The sequence below is a fragment of the Clostridium sp. AM58-1XD genome (genome assembly GCF_003464085.1).
GTDB lineage: Bacteria > Bacillota > Clostridia > Lachnospirales > Lachnospiraceae > Lachnoclostridium_A.
In genome coordinates this window covers 73,164-87,747 of the sequence record NZ_QSDR01000008.1, presented here as the reverse complement: position 1 = coordinate 87,747, position 14,584 = coordinate 73,164, and the positions used below count along the sequence as shown (strand labels likewise).

The window sequence follows — 14,584 nt, the reverse complement described above, 5'->3', positions numbered from 1 at the left end:
CACAAAGATTCGAGAAGAAAAAGGAGGATAAACCATGAAAAAAGGAAATCAGATCGCAACACTATTGTCCGTACTTGCAATAACAGTATTCCTGTCAGCATGTTCTAAAAGTCCGGGAGAATTACAGCAAACATCAGAAGTCAATGATCCAGAAGGAACAGCAGAATTACATGTTGAGGCCAATGGGCCTGTAAAGCTTCACAGGCTGTCGATGGCGACAGGCGGTACGACAGGAGGAATGTATATTGTGGGAGGAGGAATTGCCAATGTCCTTTTGCAGAATATAAATAATATTGATATTGCTGCGGAAGTTACAGGAGGAACACTTGATAATCTGGGATTTCTTCAAAACGGCAGCTGTGAACTGGGGCTATCCAATGCGGACTTTGCACAGTGGGCTTATGAAGGAACAGACCCATTTACGGAAAAGCACGATATTCTTTCCATAGGAGCTCTGTTTCCAAGTGCAGTACATATAATCGCAAGCAAATCTTCCGGAATCGAAAGTGTAGCGGATATGGCTGGAAAAAAGATCGGTGTAGGTCCTCTTGGAAGCGGAAATCGATTAAATTCGGAGAAGATACTGGGATTTTATGATTTGTCTTTCGATGATATTACGCCGTATGATTATAATAACGGAGAAATGATTGATGCCCTCAAAGACGGCGACATAGATGGGATTATTTTAATTACCGGCGCACCTGTTTCTAAATTAATTGACCTGTTTATGACAACGGATGCCGATTTCGTCACCCTTGGCGATGAAATGACTGAAGAATTTATAAAGCAGTACAGCTATTTTCAAAAACTGACTCTTCCGGCTGATCTGTATGGTACGGATGAAGACGTCAGCACAATCGCTGTAACAAATCTTCTGTTGGTTCGTTCTGATCTTGAAGATGAAGTGGTGTATTGGATTACACGGGGAATATTTGAAAATCTTGAAGCGGTCAGACAAGTGCATACTCTGGTATCAGACCTTTCGCCGGAAGAGGCAGTGAATACGTCGGTACCTCTTCATCCAGGGGCGGAGCGTTATTATCGTGAAGCTGGTATTATCAAGTGATTTAGTCGGAGGAAATAAAGATGAGATATCAGGTAAATGTATTGTTTCCCGGATTTTCCGGCAGGTTAAAAAATGGAAGATTAAATTGGGGGACGGTTGCGTTAATCCAGGGCTGCGGTCACAATATTTTGATGGACTGCGGAGGAATGGTTATTCGTTCCAACCTGAAGGAAATGCTTGCAGAGTATCATCTGAAGTGTGAAGATATTGACGTGATATTACTCTCTCATATGCATGCAGACCATGTGTACAATATTGATTATTTTCCCCAGGCTGAAATTTTCCTCAGTAAAGCAGAGTGGGAGCACGCATACGATATGATCCATAGGGATTATTCGGTGGGGGAAAATGCAGTTTGCTTGTTGAGAAGCTATCATCTGAACCTGATTGAAAGAGAAGGAGAAGAGATTGCGCCGGGAATCAGGACGCTGATGACACCTGGACATACGCCAGGCTGTATGTCATATGTACTGGATCAGGAAGAAAGGGGAATCTGGATATTGACTGGAGACGCGGTAAAAAACCGATATGAGCTTTCGAATGAAACCGTACAGCAAACGTTGTGCAAGAAAGACAGCATAAGCAGTATAAGAGTAATTAAAAAATTAGCCGATCGAGTACTACCCGGACACGACTGCTGGCTGACGGTTAAGGATGGAAATGTGATTGCTGAAGGCGGCAATGATATTGTATTCCAGTTTGGACAGGGGGGACGAGTAAACGGGAAGACCTCAATCATTTTTGCAATGGAATGAGAGAGGCATTTACTTCCGTTCCTCTGGATCGTATGAAAAATCAGTTGTAACTGCTGCCTGAAGCAGGTATACTAATCAGGGAGAGACGTTCTCCATGATAAATGATTAAAAGTACGGCAGGAGGTATGAGTGGTGATTAAAAATATTGTATTTGACATGGGAAATGTTCTGGTAGGATATGATGCAGAGATCGTGTGCCGCCATTTTATAGAAGATGAAGAAGAGAGAGCGAGAGTAAAGACAGCTGTTTTCGTATCTCCGGAATGGGTCATGCTGGACATGGGCGTTATGAAAGAAGAGGACGCGATAGAGAAAATGGTGTCGCGCCTTTCTTCCGAACATGAAAAGGAAATGGCAAGGCAATGTTTTGCCCACTGGCATGAATATAATATGTGGGGCATCGATGGAATGGGCAGTTTAATACAGGAACTAAAGGCGAATGGATATGGAATCTATCTCTGTTCCAATGCTTCGGTACGCCTGCTGGAATGCTACCAGGATATTATACCGGGAATTGAATTATTCGACGGTGTTCTGTTTTCTGCACCTGAGAAGTGTATGAAGCCGCAGAAAGAATTCTACGAGAGGCTTTTTGAACGGTTTGATATAAAAGCGGAAGAGAGCTTTTTTATTGACGATCTTCAGCTGAACATAGACGGCGCGGCCGCCTGCGGAATGAAAGGCTACTGCCATACCGACGCAGACGCGGCGAAGCTAAGAAAAGTACTGGAGTCCGCATTGAAATAAGATATTTTGTTCCGGTGCAGTGGAATATGTCCTTTGGGACTTGCCTGCTTCATTTGTCTTATGACACTCTACCAGCGGATTCCTTTTAACATATGCCCGGAAGAACAGGACAAAAAAATATCCATGCGCATGACCTGGCCACTGCCTCGGAATGCGCATGGATATCTTTTTTGCCGTAACTTTATTTTCCTGCCATATTTTAATCAGCTTCCCACCTTCCGGAAGCTCCGCATGGAAGAACCAGCCCTGTTTTTGTGACAGGAAGGCCGATTTCTTCAGCATGAACACAGCCGCCGAATTTAGGACAGATTTCTACTCCCATCATATAAGAAAGGACGGAGGCAGCAAGACCTGTCGTATAGGAGTTGATGAGGAAAAACAGAGGCTTGTCAGATAAGAGTTGTGCACACAGCTTTACAAGCGGGTGTATGGCATCTTCGATTTTCCAGATCTCACCTTTCGGGCCTCTTCCGTAAGAGGGCGGGTCCATGATGATTGCATCATAATGATTTCCGCGTCGGATTTCCCGTTCTACAAATTTAACGCAGTCGTCGACGATCCAGCGTATGGGGGCTTCAGAGAGCCCGGATGATTTTGCATTCTCTTTGGCCCAGGCAACCATGCCCTTGGAAGCATCTACATGGGTCACAGAAGCTCCGGCCTGTGCGGCGGCTAAAGTAGCGCCTCCTGTATAAGCAAAAAGATTCAGAACTTTGATCGGTCTGCCGGCCTTTCTTATTCTGTCACCGAACCAGTCCCAGTTGGCTGCCTGTTCGGGAAACAACCCGGTATGTTTAAAACTGAAAGGCTTCAGATTAAAAGTCAGCCCCTTATAATTAATAGTCCACTGCTCGGGGAGGCTGAAAAATTCCCATTCACCACCGCCTTTTGCGCTTCTGTGATAGTGGCCGTCCATTTTTTTCCACCCTTTTTCCACGCGCGGAGTATCCCAGATTACCTGAGGGTCGGGACGGACAAGGATGTATTTCCCCCAGCGTTCCAGCTTTTCTCCTTTTGAACAATCTATTACTTCGTAATCTTTCCAGCTATCTGCTATCCACATATTATCGATCAGCCTTTCTGTTATCTTTTATGATTCATTTTCGCGCAGCATATGCGCTCAGCTATTCTTCATTTTGAGGGATGACAGAAAATATGTCAAGTGAATCAAGGACAAATTGTAAAGAAAAAGAAAGATTTTATTAGTTGAATAATTTACGTCTTATTGCTACAATGTATTATAGGTATATTATGAGCACCCGGCGAAGTGTTTTTAGACTTGGTGTGAGTCATACGAATGTACTTGGCGAGATGTTGGATGGGCTTAGTACAATATGTATACTATGGAGGAAACTAAAGGAGAGATGATATGAAGGGAAAAGGTTTGGCATTATTCGTTCTGACAGCGGCATTAACGGTGGGAACGGCAGTGACTTCCCTCGCCGCGGAAGGATGGGCTAAATCCGGGGATAACTGGGTATACTATAATTCCAGTGGAGACTTGATACGAGACGCCTGGCGAAAAGGTGCAGATAATAAATGGAGATATTTGAACGGCAGCGGAGAGATGGCAATCAACGAATGGGTTGATGACGACTATTATGTAGATTCCAACGGTATTATGGTATCTGATAAATGGCTTAAGATCGAATCTGATGACGACGACGCGGTGGATGGCTATAAGTGGTATTACCTGGGAAGCAATGGAAAAATGGCCAGCGATACGTGGAAGAAGATCGACAGCAAATGGTATCACTTTGACGACGACGGCGAGATGGAAATCGGCTGGATCCTGGATGATATGTATTACTGCGGAGACAATGGAGTGATGCAGACCGGATGGAAGAAGCTGTATCCGCCGGATTCGGATGAATATGAGAAAAACCGTACCAGTCCTGGCGACGATGACGACAATGATGATAAGAAGTGGTTTTGCTTCTCTTCCAATGGCAAGAAGTATGTGCCGAATGACGTAACGGGAGACGCCTGCGGTACCCGCAAGATTGACGGTGTTAATTACTGCTTCAATGCAGACGGAGAGATGCAGACGGGCTGGACAGACATGACAGGAAGCAACAGTTCTATGGCTAACTTTTCTGATTACCGCTATTTCGGCGATGACGGAAAGGCAAAGAGCGGCTGGCTGTCCCTGGAGCCGCCGGACAATGTAAGCGGATATGACGGAGAAGTAGAATGGTTTTATTTTGAAAAAGATGGTACGCCGGAGATCGGGCCGAAAGTCGGAGAGGCTACTGTCAGCGATATCAGGACAATCAAAGGTAAGAAATATCTGTTTAACGACAGAGGAAATCCAGTGTACGGACTGCAGAAGGTTTACCTGAATAAGAACGGTACGGAATATACTTCCTACTATTTTGGTAAGAACAGAAATAACTGCTCTATGGACAAAGGAAAGATAAAGGTAGAAGAAGGCGACGGTACGATCAGCGATTTCTATTTTACAGATAATGGAAAGGGCTATACGGGACCGAAAGACGGTTACCTTTACTATTTGGGCAAGCTGCAGAAGCCTGATTCGGGAGCGAAGTACACCATCATCTCTCTTCCGGATAATGATGGGAAAAAGAACTACGTAGTTAACAAGAACGGAAAGCTGGAAAGTAATAAAACGGTTAAGGATGAAGACGGTGTGAAGTATACAACTGGTTCCAACGGCATTCTCCAGAAGATTGATGGAGAGGCGGCCGGAAGCGGTACATACGAAGAAGCGATTGAACCGTCCTACCAGGAAGACTGGTAATACTTATATTATATATAGAAGAGAGTGCTGCAAAAAATCACTGCCCTCAATATCCGGTGAAGTTAACGGATACTGCCTGAAACGGAATTTGGGATCGGAGGCTTGGCTGATTATATTTTGACAGCACTCTCTTTTTGACTTTTTGCACTGGTTTGCGGAAACATGTTTATCTTATTTTGCTGTACGAATCCAATGTAAGGCAAGATAAATATAGAATTATTTGGAAATAATAAGACTGAAAGATTATCTCAGTTCGCAGGAAATCGGCAGCGGAAATATCCGAATGAGGACAATAAAAAAAGTGCGGAAAAGATTGAAAAATAAAGAAAAAATACCTTGCATTTCTAAAAAAAGTGTGATAAGCTAATGAGGCTGTGGCATGATAGCTGTGAAGCGCGAGGTTGCTGCCCGTCAAGGCAGGTTTTCCGTGGAGCGAATGTCAAGTTAGGAAACTGGCGACAAGTCACTGTACAATTTAGGAATTATTTCTGCTTTATTAAGTGAGGAATGATGTGTGAGTCTTTATGACACACACGGGAACGTGTACAGTCACCGCTTGTCGTACTACGAATAGTGCGAAAAGGAGGCGACTTTTTTTATGGCAAGTCAAGTAATGAGAATCACATTAAAAGCTTACGATCATCAGTTAGTAGATCAGTCAGCTGGAAAAATCATCGAGACTGTAAAAAAGACAGGATCACAGGTGAGCGGACCGGTGCCGTTACCGACAAAGAAGGAAGTAGTAACAATTTTAAGAGCTGTTCATAAGTACAAAGATTCCAGAGAGCAGTTCGAGCAGAGGACTCATAAGAGACTCATCGATATCATCACACCAAGCCAGAAGACGGTTGATGCATTATCCAGACTGGAAATGCCGGCAGGTGTTTATATTGATATCAAAATGAAAAACAAATAAGGTAAAATCCTGAAGGGTTTAGATAGATTCTGGACTGTTCTAGGATGAACACTTCGATTAAGAAGTGTTCCGCTGTAGAAAAGCAACAGGAGGTCAAAAAATGAAGAAAGCAATTTTAGCTACAAAAGTTGGAATGACACAGATTTTCAATGAAAATGGCGTGCTTGTTCCGGTAACTGTTCTTCAGGCTGGTCCTTGTGTAGTAACACAGGTTAAGACAGAAGATAATGACGGTTACAAAGCAGTACAGGTTGGTTTTGTTGACAAGAGAGAAAAATTAGTTAACAAGCCGGTAAAAGGTCACTTTGATAAGGCAGGCGTTTCTTACAAGAGATATGTAAGAGAGTTCAGACTCGACAACGCTGAAGAATATTCTGTAAAAGATGAAATCAAAGCAGACATCTTCGCAGCTGGCGATAAGATCGACGTAACAGCTATTTCCAAAGGTAAAGGTTTCCAGGGTGCTATTAAGAGACATGGACAGCACAGAGGACCTATGGCTCATGGTTCTAAGTTCCATCGTCATCAGGCTCAAATGGTTCCGCTACTACACCAGGCCGTGTATTTAAGGGCAAGAAGATGCCAGGCCAGATGGGTAATGTAAAGGTTACAGTTCAGAATCTTGAGGTTGTAAGAGTAGACGCAGACAACAGCTTGATCCTTGTTAAGGGCGCTGTACCAGGACCGAAGAAGTCTTTAGTAACACTGAAAGAAACAGTAAAAGCTGGCAAATAAGCTTTTATAGGAAAGGAGGAACACACAGATGGCAAACGTATCTGTTTACAATATGGAAGGCAAAGAAGTTGGGACATTAAGTTTAAACGACGCTGTGTTTGGTGTTGAAGTAAACGAACATCTGCTTCATTTAGCAGTAGTTGCCCAGCTGGCAAATAAACGTCAGGGAACACAGAAAGCAAAAACTCGTTCTGAAGTTTCCGGCGGTGGTAGAAAACCATGGAGACAGAAAGGAACCGGTCATGCAAGACAGGGTTCAACGAGATCTCCTCAGTGGACAGGCGGCGGAGTTGTATTCGCACCAGTTCCAAGAGATTATACAATCAGATTAAACAAGAAGGAAAAGAGACTTGCTCTTAAGTCTGCATTAACAAGCAGAGTACAGGACAACAAATTCATCGTTGTAGATGAAATGAAGTTCGAAGAGATTAAGACGAAGAATTTCCAGAATGTAATGAACAGCTTAAATGTTAAGAAAGCACTTGTTGTTCTTGGCGGAGAAAATGAGAATGCAGTTAAAGCTGCAAGAAACATCGCTGACATCAAGACAGCTTCTGTCAATACAATCAATGTATATGACATCTTAAAATACAACACAGTCGTTGCTGACAAGGCTGCTGTTGCTGCTATCGAGGAGGTGTACGCATAATGGCTGCTATTAAATACTATGATGTAATCCTCAGACCAGTTGTAACTGAAAAGAGCATGAATGCCATGGCGACCAAGAAGTATACATTCCTGGTTCATCCGGAAGCAAATAAATCTATGATCAAAGAAGCTGTTGAGAAAATGTTCCCAGGCACGAAAGTTGCCAATGTCAATACCATGAACCTTGAAGGTAAGACAAAGAGAAGAGGAATGACATTCGGAAAAACAGCAAAGACAAAGAAAGCAATCGTTCAGCTGACAGAAGACAGCAAAGAGATTGAAATCTTCGAGGGATTATAAGCACTTAGCGAGGTCTTGGCGAGCTTAGTGCGGACCTCGTTCGGGAATCTTAGCTAGGTCTTTACGAGCTTAGATGAACGAACACATCCGTTCTAAATGAGAGGCAGCGAAAACCTCAATAAGAAGCCCCGATACAGCCAGGAAAACCTATCTGGCACCTATACGATACCAATCGTGACAAATTAATTGAGAAACGCTAGGGAACGTTGAACCCCTGACGTTTGAAAGGAGTTAAAATCATGGGAATTAAAACATACAGCCCATATACACCTTCCAGAAGACATATGACTGGTTCTGATTTCTCCGAAATCACAAAAGCAACACCAGAAAAGTCTTTGGTTACTTCTTTAAAGAAGAACGCAGGTCGTAATAACCAGGGTAAAATTACTGTAAGACACCGCGGCGGCGGTTCCAGAAGAAAATATAGAATTATCGACTTTAAGAGAAATTCCAAGGATGGCGTTCCGGCAACAGTCGTTGCAATCGAATACGATCCGAACAGAACAGCAAATATCGCTTTGATCTGCTACGCAGACGGCGAGAAAGCTTATATCCTTGCTCCTGCAGGCTTAACTGTTGGAATGAAGGTTATGAGCGGTGAAAATGCAGAAGCCAAAGTAGGCAACTGTCTTCCATTAAGCCAGATCCCGATCGGTGCTCAGATCCATAACATCGAGTTATATCAGGGAAAGGGTGGCCAGCTGGTTCGTTCTGCAGGAAATGCAGCACAGTTAATGGCTAAAGAAGGCAGATATGCAACTTTAAGACTTCCTTCAGGCGAAATGAGAATGGTTCCGATCGCTTGCCGCGCAACAATCGGTGTTGTTGGCAATGGTGATCATAACCTGATTAATATCGGTAAAGCAGGAAGAACACGCCATATGGGATTCAGACCTACTGTACGCGGTTCCGTAATGAACCCGAATGACCATCCGCATGGTGGTGGTGAAGGTAAGACTGGTATCGGCCGTCCAGGTCCATGTACGCCATGGGGCAAACCAGCACTTGGCTTAAAGACGAGAAAGAAACACAAACAGTCTAACAAGTTAATCGTAAGAAGACGCGATGGCAAGGCCATTAAATAATTGAAGGAGGCACACCTATGGCACGTTCATTAAAAAAAGGACCATTTGCAGATGATCATTTATTAAAAAAGGTTGAGGCAATGAACGAAGCAGGACAGAAGCAGGTTATCAAGACCTGGTCCCGCCGTTCCACAATCTTCCCACAGATGCTCGGACATACAATTGCAGTTCACGACGGCAGAAAGCACGTTCCGGTATATGTAACAGAAGATATGGTTGGACATAAGCTTGGCGAGTTCGTAGCTACCAGAACCTATAGAGGACACGGAAAAGACGAGAAGAAATCAGCTCGTAAGTAATCGATCGCTTTGAAAGGAGGTTATAACAATGGCTAAAGGACATAGATCCCAAATAAAGAGAGAAAGAAATGCGAAGAAAGATACAAGACCTAGCGCAAAATTATCCTACGCCAGAGTATCTGTTCAGAAAGCATGTTTCGTTTTAGATGCCATCAGAGGCAAAGATGTGCAGACTGCACTCGGTATTGTAACTTACAATCCCAGATATGCTTCTAGTTTAATAGAAAAATTATTAAAGTCAGCAATCGCAAATGCTGAAAACAATAATAACATGAATGTTGAGAACCTGTACGTAGAGGAATGCTACGCCAACAAGGGACCGACCATGAAGAGAATTCACCCAAGAGCACAGGGAAGAGCTTACAGAATCGAGAAGAGAATGAGCCACATCACGATTGTGCTGAATGAAAGATAGGAGGCAAATATGGGACAGAAAGTTAATCCACACGGCTTGAGAGTCGGTGTTATTAAAGACTGGGACTCAAAATGGTATGCTGAAGCTGATTTTGCAGACTGCTTAGTTGAAGACTACAATATCAGAACATTCCTTAAAAAGAGATTATACAGCGCCGGAATTTCCAAGATCGAAATCGAGCGCGCATCCGATAGAGTTAAAGTTATTATCTATACTGCAAAACCAGGCGTTGTAATTGGTAAGGGCGGTTCAGAGATCGAGAAGTTAAAAGTAGAAGTTCAGAAACTGACTGACAAGAAGATCTTTATCGACATCAAAGAAGTAAAGAGACCAGACAGAGATGCTCAGCTGGTTGCAGAATCCATCGCACAGCAGTTAGAGAATCGTATTTCCTTCAGACGTGCAATGAAGTCCACAATGTCCAGATCCATGAAGGCTGGCGTTAAGGGTATCAAAACAGCAGTTGCTGGCCGTCTTGGCGGAGCTGATATGGCTCGTACAGAGTTCTACAGTGAGGGAACAATCCCGTTACAGACATTAAGAGCAGATATTGACTATGGTTTCGCTGAGGCAGATACAACCTACGGCAAATTAGGCGTTAAGGTTTGGATCTACAAGGGCGAAGTACTTCCTACTAAGGGAAATAAGGAAGGGAGCGATAAATAATGTTAATGCCTAAGAGAGTAAAGCGTCGTAAACAGTTCCGTGGATCTATGGCAGGCAAGGCCCTGAGAGGCAATACAATATCCAACGGTGAATATGGTTTAATCGCTACAGAGCCATGTTGGATTAAGTCCAATCAGATCGAGGCAGCCCGTGTTGCCATGACACGTTATATCAAGCGTGGCGGTCAGGTTTGGATTAAGATTTTCCCTGATAAGCCAGTAACAGCAAAGCCGGCAGAAACCCGTATGGGATCTGGTAAAGGTGCTTTGGAATATTGGGTAGCAGTTGTTAAACCAGGTCGTGTAATGTTCGAAATCGCTGGTGTACCAGAAGAGACAGCTCGTGAAGCTTTACGTCTTGCTATGCACAAGTTGCCATGTAAGTGTAAAATTGCTTCTAAAGCAGATTTAGAAGGCGGTGATAACAGTGAAAACTAATAAATTTGTTGAAGAATTAAAGGCGAAATCAGCTGCAGAGTTAAACGAAGAATTAGTAGCTGCAAAGAAAGAACTTTTCAATTTAAGATTCCAGAACGCAACTAACCAATTAGATAACACCAGCAGAATTAAAGAAGTTCGCAAGAACATCGCTAGAATCCAGACTGTTATTACAGAAAACGCTAAATTAGCTTAATTGGAATTTGAGACGTTTTGGTATACCGATGTCCTGATTTGAGGGCAATTTGAATGAAAGGAGAACATCTACCGTGGAAAGAAACCTTAGAAAGACACGTACAGGTAAGGTTGTAAGCAGCAAGATGGACAAGACAATCGTAGTTGCTATCGAAAACCATGTAAAGCATCCTGTAATCGGTAAGATTGTAAAGAGAACCTATAAATTAAAAGCTCATGATGAAAACAATGAGTGCTCTAAAGGCGATATTGTTAAGGTAATGGAGACAAGACCTTTGTCTAAAGATAAGAGATGGAGACTTGTTGAGATTATTGAAAAGGCTAAATAATATATTCTATTCTAGGAAGGAGTATTAGGCATGATTCAGCAGGAAACCAGACTTAAGGTTGCCGACAATACAGGTGCAAAAGAGCTTCTTTGTATCCGTGTTTTGGGCGGTTCTACCAGAAGATATGCTAATATTGGTGATATTATCGTTGCTTCCGTTAAAGATGCAACACCAGGCGGTGTTGTAAAAAAAGGCGACGTTGTAAAAGCTGTTGTTGTTCGTACCGTAAAAGGCGCACGTCGTAAAGACGGTTCTTATATCAAATTTGATGAGAACGCAGCAGTAGTTATTAAAGATGACAAGACCCCAAGAGGAACACGTATCTTTGGGCCGGTTGCAAGAGAACTGAGAGAGAAACAGTTCATGAAGATTGTTTCTTTAGCTCCAGAAGTATTATAAGGAGGTGTCCACTGTGCAGAAAATCAAAAAAGATGATCTGGTAAAGGTCATCACAGGAAAAGATAAAGATAAACAGGGTAAGGTCCTTGACGTTGATACAAAGAAGGGCACCGTTTTAGTAGAAGGCTGCAATATGGTGACAAAGCACTCCAAGCCGGCACCAGGCAACCCACAGGGCGGTATCATTCATAAAGAAGCTCCAATCGATATCTCCAATGTTATGCTGGTTGTAGACGGAAAAGCTACGAGAGTAGGCTTTGAAGTTAAGGATGGCAAAAAAGTTCGTGTTGCCAAAGCAACCGGCAAGGCTATTGACTAATTGAAGAGAGGAGGAACAGAGAGTTGAGTAGATTAAAAGAAATTTATCTGAATGAAATCGTTGATGCAATGGTTAAAAAGTTCGGATATAAGAACGTTATGGAAGTACCGAAGTTAGATAAAATTGTTATCAACATGGGCGTTGGCGAAGCAAAAGATAATGCAAAAGTTCTTGATTCTGCAGTAAGAGATCTGGAGATCATTTCCGGACAGCATGCAGTGCTTACAAAGGCTAAGAAGTCAGTTGCTAACTTCAAAATCAGAGAAGGCATGGCAATCGGATGCAAGGTTACTCTTCGTGGAGAGAAGATGTATGAGTTTGCTGATCGTTTAATCAATCTGGCACTTCCACGTGTACGTGACTTCAGAGGTGTTAATCCAAACGCATTTGACGGCAGAGGAAACTACGCTCTTGGTATCAAGGAACAGCTGATTTTCCCTGAGATTGAATACGATAAAGTTGACAAAGTAAGAGGTATGGATATTATCTTCGTTACGACTGCAAAGACTGATGAAGAAGCTCGTGAACTTTTGACATTATTCAATATGCCATTTTCAAAATAATTAGGAGGATTTATCAATGGCTAAGACTTCAATGAAAGTAAAGCAGCAGCGCAACCCAAAATTCTCCACAAGAGAATATAATCGCTGCAGGATTTGTGGCCGTCCACACGCATATTTGAGAAAATACGGAATCTGCCGTATCTGCTTCCGTGAACTGGCATATAAAGGTCAGATTCCAGGCGTAAAGAAAGCAAGCTGGTAGACCGAAAGCAGCTTAGCGAGCGCGAGCCGCAAGGCGAAGCGGAAGCTTAGCGCGAGGTCGTTCACGAACCTTAAGGAGGCAGAGCCAAAGGCGATGGCCGAGTTTAGTTGAGTGAACATTCCCGTGTGCAGCTTAGCGAGCGCGAGCCGCAAGGCGAAGCAAGAGCTAGCGAGGTCCGCAGCAACCATTTCCGAATAAAGTAGAAGAAAGATAAGAAAAGGAGGCAATCTCAAAATGACAATGAGCGATCCAATTGCAGATATGCTTACAAGAATCCGTAATGCCAACACTGCAAAACATGATACAGTAGACGTACCTTCTTCTAAAATGAAATTAGCAATTGCCGATATTTTAGTTAAAGAAGGTTATGTTAAAAAATACGATCTTGTAGAAGATGGCGGTTTCCAGACGATCCGTATCGCTTTAAAGTATGGTAAGGATAAGAACGAAAAGATCATCACAGGTATTAAGAGAATCTCTAAGCCGGGTCTTCGTGTTTATGCAAACAGCGAAGAAATGCCGAAAGTACTTGGCGGCTTAGGAATCGCAATCGTTTCCACCAACCAGGGTGTGATCACTGACAAAGAAGCAAGAAAACTCGGCGTAGGCGGAGAAGTTCTGGCATTCGTTTGGTAGGCCGAAAGCAACTTAGCGAGGCGGAGCCGAAGGCGACAGCGGAGTTTAGTTGAGCGAGCATACCCGTTATGTATTATTAATACGCATGTTATTCAACATGAAAATAGAAGCACTGAAAACAGAGAAGCCGCAAATGGCTTCTCCGAAAATCTAAGTAGGAGGTAAATGGCATGTCACGTATAGGAAGAATGCCAATCGCGGTTCCGGCAGGAGTAACTGTTACAATCGCAGATGACAACACAGTGACTGTAAAAGGTCCAAAGGGAACACTTGAGAGAGTATTGCCTGCAGAAATGACAATCAAAGAAGAAGATGGTCAGATCTTAGTTACAAGACCAAATGATTTAAAGAGAATGAAATCTTTACATGGTCTGACAAGAACCTTAGTTAACAACATGATTCATGGTGTTACAGAAGGTTATGAGAAAGTCCTGGAAATCAACGGTGTTGGTTACAGAGCACAGAAACAGGGCAAGAAGTTAACACTTCACCTTGGTTATTCTCATCCAGTTGAAATGGAAGATCCGGAAGGAATCGAAACCATACTTGACGGACAGAATAAGATTACAGTAAAAGGTATCAGTAAAGAAAAAGTTGGCCAGTACGCTGCTGAAATCAGAGACAAGAGAAGACCTGAACCGTATAAGGGCAAGGGTATCAAATATGCTGATGAAGTGATCAGACGTAAAGTTGGTAAGACTGGTAAGAAATAAGTAAGGAGAGTGTAAAAATGGTTAGTAAACAATCAAGAAGCGAAGTTCGCGTTAAAAAGCACGCTAGATTACGTAATCGTTTTGCCGGTACTGCAGAAAGACCGCGTTTAGCAGTGTTCAGAAGTAATAATCATATGTATGCTCAAATTATTGACGATACAGTTGGTAATACTTTAGTAGCTGCTTCAACAGCAGAAAAGGCAGTAAAGGCAGAATTAGAATATACAGACAATGTAGACGCTGCTGCTTATGTTGGTACATTAATTGCCAAGAGAGCATTAGAAAAAGGTATTAACACGGTTGTCTTTGATAGAGGCGGATTCATATATCATGGTAAAGTCAAAGCTTTGGCAGATGCTGCTAGAGAAGCTGGACTGGAATTCTAGTAGAGAGGAGAA

Annotated in this window: 22 protein-coding genes and 1 pseudogene; 22 read left to right on the top strand and 1 reads right to left on the bottom strand. The window is 42.9% G+C overall.

The features are described 5' to 3' along the window. The first annotated feature begins 34 nt into the window (after positions 1 to 34). From DXA13_RS06750 to DXA13_RS06740, 3 genes are all read left to right on the top strand, one after another. The gene (locus DXA13_RS06750) at positions 35 to 1,066 is read left to right on the top strand and encodes a TAXI family TRAP transporter solute-binding subunit (protein WP_118242723.1); all 1,032 of its coding nucleotides are present in this window, start codon (positions 35 to 37) and stop codon (positions 1,064 to 1,066) included. 20 nt (positions 1,067 to 1,086) lie between these two features. Beyond that, entirely contained in the window at positions 1,087 to 1,821 is a 735-nt protein-coding gene (locus DXA13_RS06745; protein WP_118242721.1) for an MBL fold metallo-hydrolase, read from the top strand. A 132-nt stretch (positions 1,822 to 1,953) separates the two neighbouring features. Then, positions 1,954 to 2,568: an HAD family phosphatase gene (locus DXA13_RS06740; RefSeq protein WP_118242719.1), complete on the top strand. Its 615-nt coding sequence runs from the start codon at positions 1,954 to 1,956 to the stop codon at positions 2,566 to 2,568. A gap of 199 nt (positions 2,569 to 2,767) precedes the next feature. Here the strand turns inward: DXA13_RS06740 and DXA13_RS06735 are convergent, their stop codons facing one another. After that, a complete protein-coding gene (locus tag DXA13_RS06735) occupies positions 2,768 to 3,631 on the bottom strand; it encodes a class I SAM-dependent methyltransferase (RefSeq protein WP_118242717.1) in 864 nt (287 codons plus the stop codon). 306 nt (positions 3,632 to 3,937) lie between these two features. Here DXA13_RS06735 and DXA13_RS06730 point away from each other — a divergent pair, with 306 nt between their 5' ends. The 19 genes and pseudogenes from DXA13_RS06730 to rplR all read left to right on the top strand — a co-directional run bounded on the left by DXA13_RS06730 (position 3,938) and on the right by rplR (position 14,572). Continuing rightward, complete coding sequence (locus tag DXA13_RS06730; protein WP_118242715.1) at positions 3,938 to 5,329, top strand: cell wall-binding protein; 1,392 nt, start codon at positions 3,938 to 3,940, stop codon at positions 5,327 to 5,329. A gap of 598 nt (positions 5,330 to 5,927) precedes the next feature. Then, on the top strand, positions 5,928 to 6,245 hold the full coding sequence (rpsJ, locus tag DXA13_RS06725; protein WP_101877071.1) for a 30S ribosomal protein S10: 318 nt from the start codon (positions 5,928 to 5,930) through the stop codon (positions 6,243 to 6,245). A 100-nt stretch (positions 6,246 to 6,345) separates the two neighbouring features. Further along, positions 6,346 to 6,980, top strand: a pseudogene (gene rplC, locus DXA13_RS06720) (50S ribosomal protein L3). Positions 6,981 to 7,008: 28 nt separating this feature from the next. Further along, positions 7,009 to 7,629, top strand: a complete 621-nt coding sequence (rplD, locus tag DXA13_RS06715; protein WP_118242713.1) for a 50S ribosomal protein L4 — start codon at positions 7,009 to 7,011, stop codon at positions 7,627 to 7,629. Continuing rightward, the gene (rplW, locus tag DXA13_RS06710; protein WP_118242710.1) at positions 7,629 to 7,928 is read left to right on the top strand and encodes a 50S ribosomal protein L23; all 300 of its coding nucleotides are present in this window, start codon (positions 7,629 to 7,631) and stop codon (positions 7,926 to 7,928) included. The genes rplD and rplW overlap by 1 nt, the downstream gene beginning before the upstream one ends. A 239-nt stretch (positions 7,929 to 8,167) precedes the next feature. Continuing rightward, positions 8,168 to 9,013, top strand: a complete 846-nt coding sequence (gene rplB, locus DXA13_RS06705) for a 50S ribosomal protein L2 (RefSeq protein WP_118242708.1) — start codon at positions 8,168 to 8,170, stop codon at positions 9,011 to 9,013. 17 nt (positions 9,014 to 9,030) lie between these two features. Beyond that, a complete protein-coding gene (gene rpsS / locus DXA13_RS06700) occupies positions 9,031 to 9,312 on the top strand; it encodes a 30S ribosomal protein S19 (RefSeq protein ID WP_118242706.1) in 282 nt (93 codons plus the stop codon). Between the two features lie 28 nt (positions 9,313 to 9,340). Then, a complete protein-coding gene (gene rplV / locus DXA13_RS06695) occupies positions 9,341 to 9,727 on the top strand; it encodes a 50S ribosomal protein L22 (protein WP_101877077.1) in 387 nt (128 codons plus the stop codon). Positions 9,728 to 9,736: 9 nt separating this feature from the next. Beyond that, on the top strand, positions 9,737 to 10,393 hold the full coding sequence (gene rpsC, locus DXA13_RS06690) for a 30S ribosomal protein S3 (RefSeq protein ID WP_118242704.1): 657 nt from the start codon (positions 9,737 to 9,739) through the stop codon (positions 10,391 to 10,393). Further along, positions 10,393 to 10,830, top strand: a complete 438-nt coding sequence (rplP, locus tag DXA13_RS06685; protein WP_118242702.1) for a 50S ribosomal protein L16 — start codon at positions 10,393 to 10,395, stop codon at positions 10,828 to 10,830. The genes rpsC and rplP overlap by 1 nt, the downstream gene beginning before the upstream one ends. Continuing rightward, positions 10,820 to 11,026 (top strand): 50S ribosomal protein L29, encoded by a 207-nt coding sequence (gene rpmC, locus DXA13_RS06680; RefSeq protein WP_118242700.1) that lies wholly within the window; start codon positions 10,820 to 10,822, stop codon positions 11,024 to 11,026. Before rplP ends, rpmC begins: the two co-directional genes overlap by 11 nt. A 73-nt stretch (positions 11,027 to 11,099) precedes the next feature. Beyond that, complete coding sequence (gene rpsQ, locus DXA13_RS06675) at positions 11,100 to 11,354, top strand: 30S ribosomal protein S17 (protein WP_118242698.1); 255 nt, start codon at positions 11,100 to 11,102, stop codon at positions 11,352 to 11,354. Positions 11,355 to 11,384: 30 nt separating this feature from the next. Then, positions 11,385 to 11,753, top strand: a complete 369-nt coding sequence (rplN, locus tag DXA13_RS06670) for a 50S ribosomal protein L14 (RefSeq protein WP_118242695.1) — start codon at positions 11,385 to 11,387, stop codon at positions 11,751 to 11,753. A gap of 13 nt (positions 11,754 to 11,766) precedes the next feature. After that, positions 11,767 to 12,072 (top strand): 50S ribosomal protein L24, encoded by a 306-nt coding sequence (gene rplX, locus DXA13_RS06665; RefSeq protein WP_118242692.1) that lies wholly within the window; start codon positions 11,767 to 11,769, stop codon positions 12,070 to 12,072. A gap of 23 nt (positions 12,073 to 12,095) precedes the next feature. Then, on the top strand, positions 12,096 to 12,635 hold the full coding sequence (gene rplE, locus DXA13_RS06660) for a 50S ribosomal protein L5 (RefSeq protein WP_118242690.1): 540 nt from the start codon (positions 12,096 to 12,098) through the stop codon (positions 12,633 to 12,635). A 16-nt stretch (positions 12,636 to 12,651) separates the two neighbouring features. Next, positions 12,652 to 12,837, top strand: coding sequence for a type Z 30S ribosomal protein S14 (locus DXA13_RS06655; RefSeq protein WP_101877084.1), 186 nt, complete (start codon positions 12,652 to 12,654; stop codon positions 12,835 to 12,837). A gap of 234 nt (positions 12,838 to 13,071) precedes the next feature. Further along, on the top strand, positions 13,072 to 13,473 hold the full coding sequence (rpsH, locus tag DXA13_RS06650; RefSeq protein ID WP_118242688.1) for a 30S ribosomal protein S8: 402 nt from the start codon (positions 13,072 to 13,074) through the stop codon (positions 13,471 to 13,473). 170 nt (positions 13,474 to 13,643) lie between these two features. After that, entirely contained in the window at positions 13,644 to 14,186 is a 543-nt protein-coding gene (gene rplF, locus DXA13_RS06645) for a 50S ribosomal protein L6 (RefSeq protein WP_118242686.1), read from the top strand. A 17-nt stretch (positions 14,187 to 14,203) separates the two neighbouring features. Beyond that, positions 14,204 to 14,572 carry a 50S ribosomal protein L18 gene (gene rplR / locus DXA13_RS06640; RefSeq protein WP_118242684.1) on the top strand — a complete coding sequence of 123 codons (369 nt, stop codon included), beginning with the start codon at positions 14,204 to 14,206 and terminating at the stop codon, positions 14,570 to 14,572. Positions 14,573 to 14,584 lie beyond the last annotated feature (12 nt).

What these genes read in the sequence shown, in the direction of transcription:
- DXA13_RS06750 (WP_118242723.1), top strand. Translation starts at nt 35, where the DNA reads ATGAAAAAAGGAAATCAGATCGCAACACTATTGTCCGTACTTGCAATA.
- DXA13_RS06745 (WP_118242721.1), top strand. Translation starts at nt 1,087, where the DNA reads ATGAGATATCAGGTAAATGTATTGTTTCCCGGATTTTCCGGCAGGTTA.
- DXA13_RS06735 (WP_118242717.1), bottom strand. Translation starts at nt 3,631, where the DNA reads ATGTGGATAGCAGATAGCTGGAAAGATTACGAAGTAATAGATTGTTCA.
- DXA13_RS06730 (WP_118242715.1), top strand. Translation starts at nt 3,938, where the DNA reads ATGAAGGGAAAAGGTTTGGCATTATTCGTTCTGACAGCGGCATTAACG.
- rpsJ (WP_101877071.1), top strand. Translation starts at nt 5,928, where the DNA reads ATGGCAAGTCAAGTAATGAGAATCACATTAAAAGCTTACGATCATCAG.
- rplD (WP_118242713.1), top strand. Translation starts at nt 7,009, where the DNA reads ATGGCAAACGTATCTGTTTACAATATGGAAGGCAAAGAAGTTGGGACA.
- rplW (WP_118242710.1), top strand. Translation starts at nt 7,629, where the DNA reads ATGGCTGCTATTAAATACTATGATGTAATCCTCAGACCAGTTGTAACT.
- rplB (WP_118242708.1), top strand. Translation starts at nt 8,168, where the DNA reads ATGGGAATTAAAACATACAGCCCATATACACCTTCCAGAAGACATATG.
- rpsS (WP_118242706.1), top strand. Translation starts at nt 9,031, where the DNA reads ATGGCACGTTCATTAAAAAAAGGACCATTTGCAGATGATCATTTATTA.
- rplV (WP_101877077.1), top strand. Translation starts at nt 9,341, where the DNA reads ATGGCTAAAGGACATAGATCCCAAATAAAGAGAGAAAGAAATGCGAAG.
- rpsC (WP_118242704.1), top strand. Translation starts at nt 9,737, where the DNA reads ATGGGACAGAAAGTTAATCCACACGGCTTGAGAGTCGGTGTTATTAAA.
- rplP (WP_118242702.1), top strand. Translation starts at nt 10,393, where the DNA reads ATGTTAATGCCTAAGAGAGTAAAGCGTCGTAAACAGTTCCGTGGATCT.
- rplN (WP_118242695.1), top strand. Translation starts at nt 11,385, where the DNA reads ATGATTCAGCAGGAAACCAGACTTAAGGTTGCCGACAATACAGGTGCA.
- DXA13_RS06655 (WP_101877084.1), top strand. Translation starts at nt 12,652, where the DNA reads ATGGCTAAGACTTCAATGAAAGTAAAGCAGCAGCGCAACCCAAAATTC.
- rpsH (WP_118242688.1), top strand. Translation starts at nt 13,072, where the DNA reads ATGACAATGAGCGATCCAATTGCAGATATGCTTACAAGAATCCGTAAT.
- rplF (WP_118242686.1), top strand. Translation starts at nt 13,644, where the DNA reads ATGTCACGTATAGGAAGAATGCCAATCGCGGTTCCGGCAGGAGTAACT.
- rplR (WP_118242684.1), top strand. Translation starts at nt 14,204, where the DNA reads ATGGTTAGTAAACAATCAAGAAGCGAAGTTCGCGTTAAAAAGCACGCT.